Origin of the sequence: Microcoleus sp. N9_B4, from assembly GCF_036701635.1 — a bacterium.
Classification (GTDB): Bacteria; Cyanobacteriota; Cyanobacteriia; order Cyanobacteriales; family Microcoleaceae; genus Microcoleus.
This window is the reverse complement of record NZ_JAUBRC010000007.1, coordinates 1-15,612: the sequence shown is the minus strand read 5'-3', so window position 1 is coordinate 15,612 and position 15,612 is coordinate 1. Positions and strand designations below refer to the sequence as shown.

Genomic DNA, 15,612 nt, shown 5'->3' with positions numbered 1-15,612 from the left:
ACTTACGCAGGGGCCCAGAAACCGGGTTTTTCACGAAAAGACTTCGTTGCAATCGGCAGATTAGGTAAAAAAACCGGTTTCGTTGTGGGAGTGCGTAAGTCCAGTTTTACTTATTCGGGTTTTGTTGACACCAACGGTTCTAATAAATTGCGTTCTTCAATGGGAAGTTCTAGCAAAACTCGTCTGTCCCCCTTTGTTTCCTTATAGCGGACAGCCCCATTCAGCAGGCGGATGGGAATTTGGAATTGTTTGTAGTTGCTGGTTAGTTCTTGCCACAATTCTAACCAAGTGCGTGCGGCTTTGTCGCTGACCATTTCTGACATTAGCGCGGGGATGTTTCGCACAATTCCCTGTCCTAAGACTGAGAGATATTTGTGTTTTTCATAAACGGCAATTAAGCTGGTGATGCGAGTTTGAGATATCGCTTTATCGTGCGTGCTCGCGAATAGGTTGTTGATAATTAACTTGGCATCATCGGCCTCAGCTTCATCGCCTGGTTCTAGGCGTTGGAATGCGTCATCTAAGGCGGCGATGCCTTCATCCCAGCGATTCAATCCGAGAATGGCAATAGCGCGGTTGAAGAAGGCATATGAAGATTGATCACCAAGTTCGATCGCTTTATTACAAGATATTAAAGCTTCTTCATAGCGGGCGAGATTATCCAGCGTCCAGCCTCGGACAGACCAAGCCCACTCATAATTGGCATCAATTTCGATCGCCCTATCAACGGATTCTAAAGCTTCATTGTAGCGTTTGATGTAGGTGAGTACATTGCCTCGATTAGTCCAAGCCCACTGATAATTGTCATCAAGTGCGATCGCCCGATCAAAGGATTCTAAGGCTTCCTCATAGCGTTTGAGGTTGTCGAGTACATCGCCTCGATTAGTCCAAGCCCACGGATCATTCTCGTCAAGTTTGATCGCCCGATCAAAGGATTCTAAGGCTTCTTCATAGTGTTCCAGGTTGTTGAGTATATCGCCTCTCCTAGCCCAATGCCACGGATCATTCTCGTCAAGTGCGATCGCCCGATCAAAGGATTCTAAGGCTGCTTCATAACGTTCAAGGTTGTTGAGTATATCGCCTCTGCTAGCCCAATGCCAGGGATCATTCTCGTCAAGTTTGATCGCCCGATTAAAGGATTCTAAGGCTTCTTCATAGTGTTCCAGGTTGTTGAGTATATCCCCTCTCCTAGCCCAAGCCCACGGATCATTCTCGCCAAGTTCGATCACCCGATTAAAGGATTCTAAGGCTTCTTCATAACGCTTGAGGTTGTTGAGTACAATGCCTCGTAAAACCCAAACAGGTTGAAAATTGGCATCAATTCCCATCAACACATCACAAGATATTAAGGCTTTTTCATAGTGTTTGAGGTAGTTGAGTAGATAACCTCGCTTAGCCCAAGCCGCTTGATCATTCGAGTCAAGTTTGAGTGCCCTCTCGTAAAATTCTAAGGCTTCTTCATAGCGTTTTATCTCATAGTATACATCGCCTAGGATTTGCCAAAGCCTCGCATCCTCATAATTGGAGTCAATTGCAATAGCTTTGCCTAAACATTCTAAAGCTTCATCGTAGCGTTCCAAACTAACTAAGCACAATCCATTTAGCAACCAATCCTCGAAGTCGCCGCGACTTGTTACCAATTTTTCCGCATATGCTAAAGCAGAAACATGATCTTTCTGTTCGATACAATTTCCAATTTCATCAAAATAAGCCTTCAAACGCGGGTCTTCCTCATTTCTCTCAATAGCCTCAAGCGCCCGCGTATAATATTCTCGTTCGATCACAGCATCAGGCGGAATCGGTTTCAAACCTTGCCGATACATAAAATGACTTTCTTTCTCCGCCAAATCAACATCCGCCATCCTCAATCCCAATCGCTGCTGCAATTCTTTCCGCGTATACCAAACCCGAATAAAATCCACAATTAATCGAATCGGTTCATTTCGCTGCTTCTTTACCTCCAGGCAAAAACGCATCAATGGTTCCCGCAATTCATACCACGATTCCCGTCCAATTTCCTCTGTTTTGACATAACCCTTATCTCGCAAATCTTTAAGTTGGCTAGATACAGTTCGCTGCTCGATAAAACAGCGTTTGGCAATTTCTTTTACTGGTGCGGCACCACCCTGATCGCACAAAAAGTCAACTATCTTTCGCTGCTGATTTGAAATATATTTCATCCGATCCTGATAGTAGGGCGTGAGGCTATCCAGCATTTCCATAAACGGTTCTACCAATTTATCGAGGGATTCAGGAGTCATCAGAAAAGCGGAAAAAACAATGTAGACGCGAGGACTGCCACCAGAAAGGTAATGCACAACTTTAATGCGATCGCGCCCGGTTGGACTTTGAATAAAAGATGCTAATTCACTATTCCCTTCTAACTTGGCAATATGATTTAATAAAGCTACAGCATCATCGAGCTTAAACTCATCTAATTCATGTAAATCAAAAAAATCATAAAAAGGATTATTAGAGAGCTTGACTCCATCAAACAAGCTTTGTGATGTTGCCAAAATTGTCAAAAATGAATGATTTTGAATATACGCCCTCAACTGCTTCTGCCCGAAATCCCCCAACCCGCTAAACACGTCCTCTAAATTTTCGACAATCAACAACAGCACCCGCTTGCCAACAAAGTCTCTCAGTAATTCTGCGGCCTTAACTTCAGCTTGCTCCGGCGACAAATCATAAAGCTTTTCAACATCATCATGTAACTGAGCTTCATATTCTGGCTTATATTCTTTAGCAAGTGCCCGGAATATTCCCCGCAATAAATCCAAAAAAGACGCAATCCCCCATTCCTCTTCTTGCAGCCACGCAATTAGCAATTTATCCCGCAAATCTTCCATGTTGTATACGCGGTGATAAATCAGGGAAACCAAGTGCGTTTTGCCAATGCCGCGCGGCCCAATTAGTAGTTGAAAATGCTTGTTATCTGTTAGGGCACTCACCCTAATTAGCTCTACTAAACGTTCTGCTAATCCGTGACGCTGTACTAAGATAGCTTCCAGGGTTTCTGGGGCCATCAAGCTAGGAGTAAATCGAGAGATAAATGTATTTTTCATAATATCTATTGGGTTTAACTGGTTCCCAGGCACAGCCGGGGAACCTATATCTAGAGGCTCTGCCTCGTCGGTTGCGGAGGAAAACAGGAGGCAGAGCCTCCGGATCAGCGTCCCCAGGCAGAGCCGGGAACGAGGAGAAAATGCTTGTTAGACAAGGCTTTTAGAAGTTATACGTCTAATTTACCATAAGTTTTTAAAATATACGTTAGTTTTGTTGTATATTTTGCACAGCAGTGTTAGACTGCCCTTAACAAGCAAACAAGCGCCCCTAGCTTTTACTAGAGACGCTTTCGATCGCTTGTTTTTTTCAGAGCGACTGGGTGCCACCAGAAACGCTCGTCAATTTCCCATTTTTACGGTCTTTGTACAGACCAAGGAGTTTATATGTCTGATTTTAGCACCAACCAAGTCATTCTGGTTTCTACGGCTCCAACTGATTCGGCAACACCGCCTGAAACTGGAGGTTTCATGCCTTTACTGATGTACGGGGGAGTTGCAGTAGCCGTGATTTTTGCGATGGCTTACTTTTCCCAAACTTTGCTCAACTCGATTACTCAGTTGACGAAAACCGTGAACAAAAAACACAAATAATCACTGGTTCCCTGGTTCCCCGGCTCTGCCTGGGAATCGATATCCAGAGACTCTGCCTCCCAAGTCTTAGACTCGCGGGAGGCAGAGCCTCCCAATCTGCGTCCCCAGGCAGAGCCTGGGAACAAGAAAAAATCTGAAAAATATGCTTTAAGACTTGTTACAATACACAAAACTTCATACTTTCCCCAACTCTGGATGACCTTTTTCAACGCCTCCGAACCCCTAATCCGCTGCAAACAGGAACATCTCGACGTACAAGACCGCGAAGGCCTGTTGCAACTCCGCTGGCAAATTGGAAATATTACTCTTTTCTCAGGACTTTATACCCGCATCGACCAAACTTTTCTGCTTTGGGGTTTGGTGACAGGGGGGATTTTTTTTACGGCTCAGTTTGTCCCCATCAGTTGGAGCTTTCAGGCGATTTTGTGGTCAACTTTGACTCTAATTGGTACTGCGGTAATGGCTGTTTTGACTTTGTTTTGGGTAAGAGTCGAGCGAGTTAGCTGGATTCTTTACTCTTGGGCGATTTTGATGATAACTGGTTTGGTTCTGACGGATTGCAGTATTTTTGCCGGTTGGGGAGGTTTGTTGCTGCACCTTTGCGATTTGTGGTTGGGGTTGAGCGCGATCGGCTATTTGTTAACGGGATTAGGTTTGCGATCGCGCACTTTTCTCCTGATTGGACTAACTCATTTATTTAGCATACCTCTATTAACATTTGTTGCACCTTGGCAATATCTAACCACAGGCATAATTATGGCCGGCTGTTTGTTGTTATTGTCAGAATTGCAGTGGGATATGCGATCGCCGATCGACAATAGTTTGCTAAGCGCAGAACAGAAAGAATTTAACCGAATTCAACAGCAACGGCGACAGAGTGGCGCAATTATATCCAAATAAATCACAAATGTAAAGAATTCTGTACGAGTGCTGACACTTTCCACAAATCGTACACAATAGTAAAGATACAGCATCAATAAAAAACAAACTTTAACCAGAACAGGTGTTTTGCTGTTTTACCTGTGAATCGCCAACCTTAGGGGAACGGTGTCCGGGAGGCGACGGGCTAACAATGCTGTACTTGCGACCATAAAAGTTAATTCCGGTTGAGAGTAGTTGTTAAAACAAAAAAAGTGGTGCAGGGTTTTTACCGTTTCCCCTGCTTCGCAGTCTCTGAGGAGAGGCTAAACCCTCTACTAGAACAGCCCGACGAGATTGGCACAGGTTTTGACAGTTCCTCAGACCGATTTTTAAGTTCAGTGTTTAAGAAAATTGAGGAAATGCTCGCTTAGGAGCATTGCAGGACTTAGGATTAAATAAGTCCTGCTTTAGTTTGGGAAATTTAAGTTATGTTTTACTCTGACGTGCGTTTTCGCAATATTTCCCTTACTTCCATTAAAATCTGGCCCAACATATTTTTGCCGCTGCCATCTTTACCGCAACCCCAATAGTAATCAATAGGGGAATTTTCGACTATTTCCTCATCGCCAGTAGCGAGTAAAATTTCTCTAATTTCGGCATGAGTTTCAAATTTGCGGAGTACGGCTTTTCTCATGATATCATCTTTTACTTGTTCCCAATCTTTGCGGAGGGGACGAGAGCGATCGCGCCCCATTTTTGCGGCATCTTTCGGCGTTTTTGCTTGGCGAATTTGGTCACAATGAGCCGTTTTGGGAAACTTTTGTGCTTGAAAATAATGTTCAGTAGTTGCCCAATATTCTCCGTCTAACTCGAATCCATGACTGGAAAAATTAGAAAAACAGCCGTATTCGCTGCCAGTGGTGTAGAAGTAGATAGCCATAAAGTCTGCGATTTCAATTTCGTTAATAATCTTGGTTAATCGTCAGTTTTACCTCTGTTGATTCTCCACTATCTTCAACCGCAAATCAATAGTTTCAAGATGGGAACCAATGTAAGACAGCAGGGCGTAGATAAATACGATCACCCCTACCATTTCCAAAATTTCCTCAACACAAACCATCAAACCGTATATCAAGTTTCGTTGACCTACCGCATCTGCATAATAGCCACCAACCATTTCCATGCCAAGTGCTCCACCGACATATATACTGCCTGCTAGTAAGAAAAAGTCCCTTGTTTTCCGGGGTAGGTGCCGGAGAAACTTGAGATAAGCCAGCGCAGTAACCGCAACAAAAATCGCCCCCGGAATTACCCAAACGAAGTAAAAAATTCCCCCTAAATGCAGTGCCTTTCGCAAGTCGTTAATAATTAATATTTCGTGCAGACTCAATATTTCATCTAAACAAAAAAATACAAAGATGAACCCCAGCGCTTTCCAGTGCCCAAAATACCGATCGCCCTGCTTCTTCTTAGCAGTAGCAATAATACCTAGCAAAATCGCGCAAAACAGCAAAGTAAATGACGAGTACCACGCAGGATAATTTATTTCTCTGTCTAAATTAAATAAATTAATCCAGCGTTCTTGATAGTTGAAACCGTACCGCAGAACTTGTACGATGCAACCAGCAACAGCAAAGAAGAGCACCCAAATGCTGAGAGAGAAAGCAACTCTCTTCGGCGAAACAGAAATAATGAACTTCATCAAGTTTTTGATAAACTAGAACAAGCAAAATCAAACTATAAAGTAAAAAGTAAAAAATCGCAAGAGCGGCGCAATCCGCCACCTCGGATTTTTATCTACAAAAAATCACCAATCACTGACAATGCACGTTCAAATTGAAACCTTCACTGTCCGCAAGCGGTTTGCCCTTACCATCAGCCGCGGTACAACAGCCCAAAGTACGAATTTATGGGTAAAATTAGCACACGAAGGAATCGAAGGCTGGGGAGAAGCATCGCCCTTTTCCACAGGTTCTCGGCCCCAAACTACCGAAATGCTGCTAGCTGCATTGCAGGAAGTTGCACCGCTGCTAGAAAAGTTTACTCCGTTCGATCGCCAAAAAATCGAACAAGTATTAACAGAGGTCAACTTACCCTCAGCAGCCCGCGCCGGCATCGACATGGCAATGCACGACTGGCTGGGCAAAAAAGCAGGCTTGCCACTGTGGAAAATGTGGGGGTTAGATCGATCGCGCATCGTCCCCACCTCCGTCACAATCGGCATTAATTCGCCGTCTGGTGCAAGAGAAAGAGTGCGCGATTGGTTTGGTAAAGATGCGACAGATCCAGCAAGCATCAAATACCGCGCCATTAAGGTTAAATTAGGCAATCCCGAAGGAATCGAAGCCGACCAAGCTATGTTAACAGCAGTGCTAGAGGAAGCACCAGCTAATCTGAAAATCAGTGTAGATGCTAACGGCGGCTGGAGTTTGACCAGCGCGATCGAAATGTGTCGCTGGCTGGAAAAATACCAGATAAATTATGTCGAACAGCCGCTTTCACCCGTCGCAGATATGGATGAATTCTCAGAACTGTACCGTCAATCGCCCCTGCCAATTTTTGCTGATGAAAGTTGCTTTAATAGTTCCGATATACCCAAGTTAGCGCACTGCGTCCACGGCATCAATATCAAAATGATGAAGTCAGGGGGATTGACTGAAGCAATGCGGATGATTCACACAGCAAAAGCCTGCAATTTGCAAGTAATGTTCGGCTGCTATTCAGATAGCGCGATCGCAAATACAGCAGCAGCACAACTTTCACCGCTAGCTGATTATTTGGATTTGGACAGTCACTTAAATTTATTAGACGATCCTTTCACGGGTGCGATCGTCGAAAATGGGTGTTTGCTGCCAAACGGGCGATCGGGATTGGGAGTGCAGCGAATTGAGATTGTAGAATAGAAGTATCGTTAAACAGTTGACAGTTGACAGTTGACAGTTGACAGATAAAAATAAATCTGGAGATAGTATGATACCAGTAGAATCAATAGGACAGGGAATTGATAGAGAAGCCAAACTTTTTTTTGAAGAACACAAGCCGCCGACTGATTTAATTTTTGATGATGGTGCAGAAATGGAAAGCAACCGCCACCGTATAGCAATGACCGTTTTAATCCGTTCCGTAGAACAAGGTTTAGCTAACCGGAACGATTTTTTTGTCGGTGGCAATATGTTTATTTATTACAGCGCTAAACAGATTCGTAATCAGGATTTCCGAGGCCCGGATTTTTTCGCTGTCTTGGGTGTTGACAGCAATACTTCCCGACAAGGCTGGGTAGTTTGGGAAGAAAACGGACGTTACCCGGATGTCATTGTGGAACTGCTGTCACCATCAACGGCAAATCAGGATACAGGCAAAAAAAAGGATATTTACGAGCAGGTTTTTAGAACTCGTGATTACTTTGTTTTCGATCCTTTCGATCCGAATTCTTTGCGAGGATGGTGTTTAGATGCCACCCTGCGTTATCAGCCGTTAGTGCCCAACGAGCGGGGTTGGCTGTGGTGCGAAACGTTAGGTTTTTGGTTGGGCACTTGGGAAGGAATTGTCGATCGAGAAACAGCGACTTGGGTGCGTTTTTTCGATGAATCTGGCAATTTAGTTTTGTTGCCGGAGGAAGCCGCTCAACAGCAAGCGGAAGCTGCTCAACAGCAAGCGGAACAGGAACGCCAGCGAGCCTCGCGACTAGAGGCCAGATTGCGAGAATTGGGAGAAGATCCGAATGATCTTACCCTGAACCCAAATCGCAGCTAACACCCAATCGATTTTAGATTTTAGATTGAAGCTAAAATCTAAAATCTAAAATCGCCCATCTCACAAGTAAATCAATGACTAAAAACTATCCGATCAAAAATGGCAAAATTGCCATCCTGCTGCACGAGGGTATTCTCGGTTCTTCCGGCAAAACAGGTTTAGCATTTTTGCGCTACAGCGAAGCACAAATTGTAGCAGTAATAGACCGCCAATGTGCCGGACAATCTTTACCTGAATTAACGGGCATTCCTCAACAAGTACCGATAGTTGCTTCCGTTGCAGAAGCACTCCTATTTGCGCCGGATATTCTGCTAATTGGTATCGCTACTTCCGGCGGTGTTTTGCCTGCGGAATGGCTGCCAGAAATTAATCAAGCGGTAGCAGCAGGTTTGTCCGTTGTCAACGGTTTGCACGCGAAACTTGCACCTTTGATAACAGTTCCTTTAACCAAAAATCAATGGATTTGGGACGTGCGTCAGGAACCGAAATCTGTCGGTGCGATCGCCTCTGCTGCTGCTGCTAAATTAAGTTGTCGCCGCGTATTAACTGTCGGCACAGATATGAGCGTTGGCAAAATGTCAACCAGTCTGGAACTCAATCGCACTTGCTTGCGGCGGGGTTTGCGTTCCAAATTTTTGGCAACCGGTCAAACGGGTTTAATGATCGGAAATGAAGGCCTTCCTTTGGATGCAGTGCGAGTTGATTTCGCGGCTGGAGCTGTCGAACAAATGGCGCTCAAATTGGGCTCTGAATGCGATATTCTGCACGTAGAAGGGCAAGGTTCGCTATTGCATCCGGGTTCGACGGCGACTCTGCCGCTGCTGCGGGGTTCGCAGCCAACTCACTTAATTTTAGCCCACCGAGCCGGACAAACTAGCATTCGCAATCACCCGCACGTATCGATTCCCAGGCTATCAAAAGTAATTGAATTGTACGAAATGGTAGCTGCTGCTGCGGGTGCTTTTGCAGGGGGAAAAGTGAGCGCGATCGCCCTCAACACTCATCACTTAAATGAGGCCGAAGCGCTGTTAGCAATAGCTGAAATTCAAGCAGAAACGGGATTGCCTTGTACCGATCCCGTAAGGTTTGGCGCGGAGGTTTTGTTGGAGGCGATCTACAGTTGATATGCTACAATACGTACCAACTAATAAATAACTAGATAAAACTATGACACAAAGCATTCAAGCAAAAACACTGACCCTGCTAGATGTCCAAACAAAATTTAATTTTCAACTTTGTGAAGACGAGCAATTCTTCCGGGAGTGGATTGACGATTTACCGGAAATTAGCGATGACAAAAAGCGATCGCTCGACAACGTAAAAGCAGGTTATATCAACAGTGTCAAGTACGCGATGCTGGAAGATACCGTAAAAATGGTGGTACTGGCTCCCTTGCTATTTTTAGCAGATTTCTACTTGACTCCCTTTCACATAGAGGCAGAAAAATCAGTAGAACTGACTATTGAAGATGAAGATACAATTGTCAGGGGTAGCATTGATGTCCTGCTATTGCTGAAATCTTTTTGGGTAGTTGCGATTGAAGCCAAACGCTCTCAATATTCCGTTGAAGCTGGGCTTCCTCAGTTACTATTTTATATGCTGAATGACCCCAGCCCAGAACCAGTAACATTTGGGCTTCTGACAAATGGTAGCAGCTTTCGATTTATCAAAGTGACAAAACAAGACACACCGCAGTATGCCGTCTCTAAACTTTTCGATATTGCGAATCCCGGAAATGAACTTTACGAAGTCTTTCGCATTTTGAAGCGGCTAGCTGGTATAATTTCCAGTAACATCTCTTCTACTTAAATACACAATATGGAACTAGATTCTGAAAATAACAATAAATTCAGTAAAGCTCACTTTGACTTTAACAATTTGCCCCAACTCACCAACCCTTGGCGACAGCTAAATCTGCAAGGAGTAGCTTTAGGTTTGATTCGCTTGCCGGCTGGCGAGGGCTATACCTTTACTCACAGCCACGCAGAACAAGAAGAAGTTTATATTGTAGTTGAAGGCAAGGGCCTGATGGTTGTAGATGGGGAACTATTGACACTTGAGGGCGGCGATATTGTGAGAGTTTCTCCCGCAGCAAAGAGAGCATTAAAAGCTGCTGACAATACAGCTTTATTTGCGATCTGTACTGGAGGATTGGCCACAGGTTATCCCAAGCAACCCAACGCGCGCTATCTGATAGATGATGGAATTCCCGATTATGACGATGTTCCGCCTTGGTATGAGGGAAATCCCGAAATTGCCGAGAGAAATGCACGGTTAAAAGAAAGGATGTTGAAAGCCCAAGCCAAACGAGACAGCCAACAGGAATCATCATGAATGAAAGTTCTTTTTCGTTGCCGCCACAATGCGTCCTCCGCCCAGCCTCAGCTCAAGACATCAAATCAATTAGAAGGTTAGTGTGGAGCGCCAAACTCGATCCAACTCAGTTGCGCTGGGAGCAATTCTGGGTGATCGAATGCGAGGGAAAATTGGCAGCTTGCGGACAGTTGCGGAACTTTGCGGGCGCGCAAGAATTGGGCAGTTTGGTGGTGGCGAAGGATTGGCGCGATCGAGGTTTGGGAAGCTACCTCACAAAATATTTAATTCAACAAGCTACAGAACCGCTATATTTAGAATGTTTGGGAAAGCGACTCGCATCATTTTATACTCGCTTTGGCTTTGTAGAAGTTTCCGTACAAGAATTGCCGCAGTCGCTTAAATTCAAGTTCGGTTTGTCTCAATTAGCTAAAACTTTATTCAAAATTCCTGTAACAATTATGCAGTATCAAGCAGGTTGTCTATAATTATGACTTTTATGAATTTAAGATTCTGAATTTATGAATGGATTTTAAGTTCGACCTGTTCAATAATTAGATAACAGGGTGCGATCGAGCTCCATCGATCAAAAACTCCTACCGCGTCGTGAATATCTGCCTAAGTCTCGATCGCCTATGGTCTATGCCTAAATAGGTAGGTACAAATCAATATCGCATTGGGAGGGTGGCTGAGTGCCCTAGTAAAGTGGCTTAGATCATAGATCCGCTTACGGGCCCCTAATGGCGCACTGGGTGTCAGAAACCTGGTTTTTAGAGGTTTGGTGCGTAAGTCACGGACTAGATATTTAGGGATATTCCGGATTGGGCGATCGAGACTGCGTAAGTTCATAATTCACCGTTTGCGGTAGTCCAGTTAGCTAAATTGGCACAGCCCGCCGCCTGATGTTTAGGCAAAAACCTTTAGAAAATGGTTGTTTGAGGGTTTAGGAGTGTCATGTGCCAGTACCAGAGTGGGAAAGTGGACTGGCGATCGCACCAAAGATATTCGACTCCTGGCAAATTAGTAAGTGTAAAGCAAGTGAGTCACAACCCAATCAAAAAATTCAACCCAAAAGTTAAACCCAAAAAGAAAACATCTTCACAGCAGCAGTAATGCGGAATCAGACAATCTCTAATGTAGCTAACCACATCTACCCTTGAGGCAAATCCCACCAACTGCTCAACCATGAAATCCTTAATTCAATACCTCGGAATTACTGGATTTATACTCCCCGCAACCGCTTCTCAAATCCCCTCAACATTTCAAAAATTCTTAGCTTTTATCCTGATAAAAGCACGGAAGGCAAGAACAATGAAATATCAAGGCAATCAGTCAATCTTAACCGAGGAAATGCAGCCTCTCAAATAGCATAAACAGACAATTACACATCCATATATTTTAACACAACAGGAGTAAATATCATGTTCAACGTAGTAAAAGCTTTCGGCTCGATTTTCTCTACCCAAGGATACAGCGCCGCTAACAATATGCTCATCAAAAATTACATCAACACCAATTTTAACTACTTCAACGAAGAAGCTGTCGTCGATGAATCGATTTACCCGAATCAAACAGGTCGCGTCCGCTTTCAAGGTAGCTGGTGGCCCGCACGTTGCGATCGCCAAATCACCCTCACACCGGGAGACACCGTTTATGTCATCGGCGTTGACAACATCACTCTGTTAGTTTCCCTCGCTCCCGCAGACTAAATCAGAGATTGAACAACCAGGAAATGCAACCTTTCAAATAGCATCAATAGGCGATTAAACTTCCATATATTTTAACACAAAAGGAGTCAACAAAATGTTTAACGTAGTAAAAGCTTTCGGTTCTATTTTTTCTCTTCACACCTACAGCACAGAAAACAATCTCTTAATGGATAACTACATCAACACCAATTTCCACTACTTCAACGAAGAAGCAGTCGTTGATGAATCGATTTACCCGAATCAAACAGGTCGCGTCCGCTTCCAAGGTAGCTGGTGGCCCGCACGGTGCGATCGCCAAATCACCCTCACACCCGGAGATACCGTTTATGTCATCGGCGTTGACAACATCACTCTGTTAGTTTCCCTCGCTCCCGCAGACTAAACTAGAAAGTAATCTAAACTTTTTCACTGTCAGAACCCCGACTTCTTGAATAAGTCGGGGTTCTGACTATTCTGTGTTTTAGTGGCAATTTGGCTGAAATACCCCCTTTATTTCTTAGCCCGCGAAGGCGGGCTTTGTTTGTGTAGTAGCGGTTTCAACCGCCGAATTATAAAGGAGGTAAGCTGTTGTGCGCTACAATAAAATGGCATTTTTGAGAGCTTGTTTGTTGAGGCGATCGCGGAGTTGAGATTCGCTAATTTCTCCGCTGACTGCTGCTTTTTCTGATGCCTTAGCCGGCGGTAGTGGTTCGAGCAGTTTGGCTTGAGCTTCCTGAATTGAAGGGTAATTTTCAGCCCAGGTTGAAATCGCTTCTGAAAGGACATCGCTCTCATCGGATAAGGGTTCGATTAGCTGCGCTAGTTCGGTTAATTGTTCGGCCGAGAACAGCGATCGCTGCTGAGTTAATAGTTCGATAAACGAGTCGATCTTTTGTTCGGAGAGTGACATCGATTCCCGTTGGAGTTTGTTAATTGTTTGCCGAACAAATTCGAGAGACAAATCTAATAATTGCGCGATCGTCTCTAAATTTATCCCCAGCCCTATCGTGCGACGAATGGCTTCTAACTTCGCCTGCCGCTCACCTTCCTGCTTACCTTGTTCGAGTCCTTCTTCTAAGCCTTCTTGCTTGACTTCCTGGTAAAATCGAGTTTGTCTGAGTTCGCTTAAATTCAACATGGCGGCAATTTCCTCGCGGCTTTTCTGGGGGAGTTTGTAGACGATAATTGTTTCGATGAGGTTAATTAAATCGCGTAGAACGGTTGGATCGGACAACTGTTGTCGGGCCATTGCGATCGACTGCCGTGCTTGTTCTGCTGCTGTCTCTGCTGGCTCGATTACCAGTTTAACAACTTTCACTCCCAGCGATCGATCTGCGGCTTCTGGCAATTCATCGAGGTAAATCCGTTGGACACGCTGACTGGTTAAGAGCTCCTGAAATTGCAGCATCTGTTCGTGTTCGATGCGGCGATTGGGATAGATGACAACGACGCGCCAAGGATTGAGGGGTTTGTATTGTCGCAGATAGAGAAAGAGTTCGCCAAAGATGCGGTAGTACAAGTCGGCATCGGGTTGAAACTGAACTTCAGCTAAGTAAAATGGTTTTTCAGGTTCTTCGGTTTTGGGGAGAAATAAGCCGTCGATGCGGAATGCGAGTTGTTTGATTTCGCGGGAGGTGAATTCATAGGCGGTGGCTTCGTCTGGGGAACGATCGATCAGTTCAAAGAAGAAGCTGGGAAATTCCTGAAACAGGCTGTAGAAAATGGTGTCTGTTTTCATGAGTTGTCGATGCGAATCGAAGATGGGTACTATACCATGCCAAGATTGGTAAATGCGATCGCTCGATAGTTTTAGTAGCGATCGCATCCACTCATTTTTTCAGATTTTCGCTTGTCGATTTCGGCGATCGGCAACGACAATGTTTTCTCAATCTACTCGTTTAGCATTTAGCTTTTATCTATTTCACTCTCCTCATCTTTCTGCAACGCAGCCAAGATTTGAAAGCACAGCCGAAGCAGAAAGAGCAGAAATCCTGCTTGGGGATTGAGCCAGGTGGCAACACCCACTACAGTAAACTCGATTACTTTGAGCGATTTTTTCTTATTTGAACTCTTCATGTTGGTCATCTTTGTTGAAACTCTCAACAATCTGCCAAATGAAAGATAGGAGGCTGGTTTTAGATACGATCGCCTATCGCTCAGGTTATGTACAAGTTTGTCCAAGTTACGATCGCGTCGCTAGAATGGGGGAAAGCTGGAACCACTACATGACAGAACGTACCGGGCGATCTCTGAGGTTATCGCCAACTCAACTGAAAAACGCGGACAGCGCATTAGCAAAATTTGGTAGCAAATCCGATTTGGCGGCTCAATTGGAGATGTCGCGTAACACCATCAACAATTTTTTCAAAGGTGAACCTGTTCAGCGCAAGCAGTTTCTTTGCATCTGCAAAAAGCTCAACCTGAAATGGGAACCCGATGATGAACAGGTTCAGGAGAAAGGTAAACCACCAAATTCGCTGTCAGATCCGCCTCTGGAGAGCCTGAAAGATGATATTGATGCGTTAGTTCAGCAAGTACGATCGCGCCTCCACGATGACATCCAACGGTTGCACGGCACTATGCCGCTTTGGGGGGTCGATCGTTGCGTGCCGTTGGGTGACTTGTTTGTGGATGTCAATCTTCTGGAGGAACTCAGTAGTAGTCGTAAATCGGAATTGGATGACTTGTGGCAGCACTTCAGCCAAAATCCCAGCTACCGCAGTTTGGATCGCATTGGTTTGGGCAAACAGCTAAAACGGGTATCAGGTTTAGAGGTGCTGGCAAAGAATGCGAACCTGATGGTAGTGGGCAAACCGGGTTCGGGAAAGACCACGTATTTGCAGCGAGTGGTGATGGAGTGCAACGCAGGTAATTTACAAGCGCACCGGATTCCGGTTTTGATTAAACTGCGAGATTTTGTCGAGGATGGGCGCGAGGTTGCCTACTCGCTAGAGGGTTATCTAGAACGGTGCTGGCGGTTATCGGATGCCGAAACTCAATTGGCGTTAGATCGAGGTCGGGCGCTGGTGCTGCTGGATGGGTTGGATGAGGTGACGGGAGAAGATGGGAAGAACATCGCCAAGGAAATCAAGCGGTTTGCTCGCACTTATCCGCAGGTGCAGGTAATTGTGACCTGTCGAACGCAGAGTCAGGAATCGCGGTTTGAGCGGTTTGATTATGTGGAGGTGGCGGATTTTAATGAAACGCAGGCGCGGGCTTTTGCCCAACATTGGTATAAGGCGGTGATGGGGGATGAGTCGGCTGACAGGTGTAGGTTTTTTACAACGGGGTAGTATAAAGTCAATTAAACCAGGCGACAATAAGGGTGATGAGCAGGA

The 15,612-nt window shown here is 44.9% G+C and carries 16 protein-coding genes; 12 read left to right on the top strand and 4 right to left on the bottom strand.

Annotated features, from left to right (window positions below):
- Window positions 1-110: 110 nt before the first annotated feature.
- Window positions 111-3,068: a tetratricopeptide repeat protein gene (locus QUA43_RS06440; RefSeq protein WP_333372055.1), complete on the bottom strand. Its 2,958-nt coding sequence runs from the start codon at window positions 3,066-3,068 to the stop codon at window positions 111-113.
- A 384-nt stretch (window positions 3,069-3,452) separates the two neighbouring features.
- Here QUA43_RS06440 and QUA43_RS06435 point away from each other — a divergent pair, with 384 nt between their 5' ends.
- Window positions 3,453-3,659 carry a hypothetical protein gene (locus QUA43_RS06435; RefSeq protein WP_333372053.1) on the top strand — a complete coding sequence of 69 codons (207 nt, stop codon included), beginning with the start codon at window positions 3,453-3,455 and terminating at the stop codon, window positions 3,657-3,659.
- A gap of 195 nt (window positions 3,660-3,854) precedes the next feature.
- Window positions 3,855-4,559 carry a hypothetical protein gene (locus QUA43_RS06430; protein ID WP_333372051.1) on the top strand — a complete coding sequence of 235 codons (705 nt, stop codon included), beginning with the start codon at window positions 3,855-3,857 and terminating at the stop codon, window positions 4,557-4,559.
- A 454-nt stretch (window positions 4,560-5,013) separates the two neighbouring features.
- Here the strand turns inward: QUA43_RS06430 and QUA43_RS06425 are convergent, their stop codons facing one another.
- Both QUA43_RS06425 and QUA43_RS06420 read right to left on the bottom strand, forming a co-directional pair.
- Window positions 5,014-5,460 carry an NADAR family protein gene (locus QUA43_RS06425; protein ID WP_333372049.1) on the bottom strand — a complete coding sequence of 149 codons (447 nt, stop codon included), beginning with the start codon at window positions 5,458-5,460 and terminating at the stop codon, window positions 5,014-5,016.
- 48 nt (window positions 5,461-5,508) lie between these two features.
- Window positions 5,509-6,222 (bottom strand): hypothetical protein, encoded by a 714-nt coding sequence (locus QUA43_RS06420; RefSeq protein ID WP_333372046.1) that lies wholly within the window; start codon window positions 6,220-6,222, stop codon window positions 5,509-5,511.
- 121 nt (window positions 6,223-6,343) lie between these two features.
- Here QUA43_RS06420 and QUA43_RS06415 point away from each other — a divergent pair, with 121 nt between their 5' ends.
- The 8 genes from QUA43_RS06415 to QUA43_RS06380 all read left to right on the top strand — a co-directional run bounded on the left by QUA43_RS06415 (window position 6,344) and on the right by QUA43_RS06380 (window position 12,677).
- The gene (locus QUA43_RS06415; protein ID WP_333372044.1) at window positions 6,344-7,423 is read left to right on the top strand and encodes a dipeptide epimerase; all 1,080 of its coding nucleotides are present in this window, start codon (window positions 6,344-6,346) and stop codon (window positions 7,421-7,423) included.
- Window positions 7,424-7,490: 67 nt separating this feature from the next.
- Complete coding sequence (locus tag QUA43_RS06410) at window positions 7,491-8,273, top strand: Uma2 family endonuclease (protein WP_333372042.1); 783 nt, start codon at window positions 7,491-7,493, stop codon at window positions 8,271-8,273.
- 74 nt (window positions 8,274-8,347) lie between these two features.
- The gene (locus tag QUA43_RS06405; RefSeq protein WP_333372040.1) at window positions 8,348-9,397 is read left to right on the top strand and encodes a DUF1611 domain-containing protein; all 1,050 of its coding nucleotides are present in this window, start codon (window positions 8,348-8,350) and stop codon (window positions 9,395-9,397) included.
- 43 nt (window positions 9,398-9,440) lie between these two features.
- On the top strand, window positions 9,441-10,082 hold the full coding sequence (locus QUA43_RS06400) for a type I restriction endonuclease (RefSeq protein ID WP_333372038.1): 642 nt from the start codon (window positions 9,441-9,443) through the stop codon (window positions 10,080-10,082).
- Window positions 10,083-10,091: 9 nt separating this feature from the next.
- The gene (locus QUA43_RS06395; RefSeq protein WP_333372036.1) at window positions 10,092-10,607 is read left to right on the top strand and encodes a cupin domain-containing protein; all 516 of its coding nucleotides are present in this window, start codon (window positions 10,092-10,094) and stop codon (window positions 10,605-10,607) included.
- Window positions 10,604-11,074 (top strand): GNAT family N-acetyltransferase, encoded by a 471-nt coding sequence (locus QUA43_RS06390; RefSeq protein WP_333372034.1) that lies wholly within the window; start codon window positions 10,604-10,606, stop codon window positions 11,072-11,074. The genes QUA43_RS06395 and QUA43_RS06390 overlap by 4 nt, the downstream gene beginning before the upstream one ends.
- Window positions 11,075-12,007: 933 nt before the next feature.
- Window positions 12,008-12,295, top strand: a complete 288-nt coding sequence (locus QUA43_RS06385) for an NfeD family protein (RefSeq protein ID WP_333121703.1) — start codon at window positions 12,008-12,010, stop codon at window positions 12,293-12,295.
- A gap of 94 nt (window positions 12,296-12,389) precedes the next feature.
- The gene (locus QUA43_RS06380) at window positions 12,390-12,677 is read left to right on the top strand and encodes an NfeD family protein (RefSeq protein WP_333372032.1); all 288 of its coding nucleotides are present in this window, start codon (window positions 12,390-12,392) and stop codon (window positions 12,675-12,677) included.
- A 192-nt stretch (window positions 12,678-12,869) separates the two neighbouring features.
- Here the strand turns inward: QUA43_RS06380 and QUA43_RS06375 are convergent, their stop codons facing one another.
- The gene (locus QUA43_RS06375) at window positions 12,870-14,012 is read right to left on the bottom strand and encodes an Rpn family recombination-promoting nuclease/putative transposase (RefSeq protein WP_333372029.1); all 1,143 of its coding nucleotides are present in this window, start codon (window positions 14,010-14,012) and stop codon (window positions 12,870-12,872) included.
- A gap of 52 nt (window positions 14,013-14,064) precedes the next feature.
- Between QUA43_RS06375 and QUA43_RS06370 the strand changes: the two genes are divergently transcribed.
- Together QUA43_RS06370 and QUA43_RS06365 are read left to right on the top strand one after the other, a co-directional pair.
- Complete coding sequence (locus tag QUA43_RS06370; RefSeq protein WP_333372027.1) at window positions 14,065-14,280, top strand: hypothetical protein; 216 nt, start codon at window positions 14,065-14,067, stop codon at window positions 14,278-14,280.
- A gap of 108 nt (window positions 14,281-14,388) precedes the next feature.
- A complete protein-coding gene (locus QUA43_RS06365) occupies window positions 14,389-15,567 on the top strand; it encodes an NACHT domain-containing protein (protein ID WP_333372025.1) in 1,179 nt (392 codons plus the stop codon).
- Window positions 15,568-15,612 lie beyond the last annotated feature (45 nt).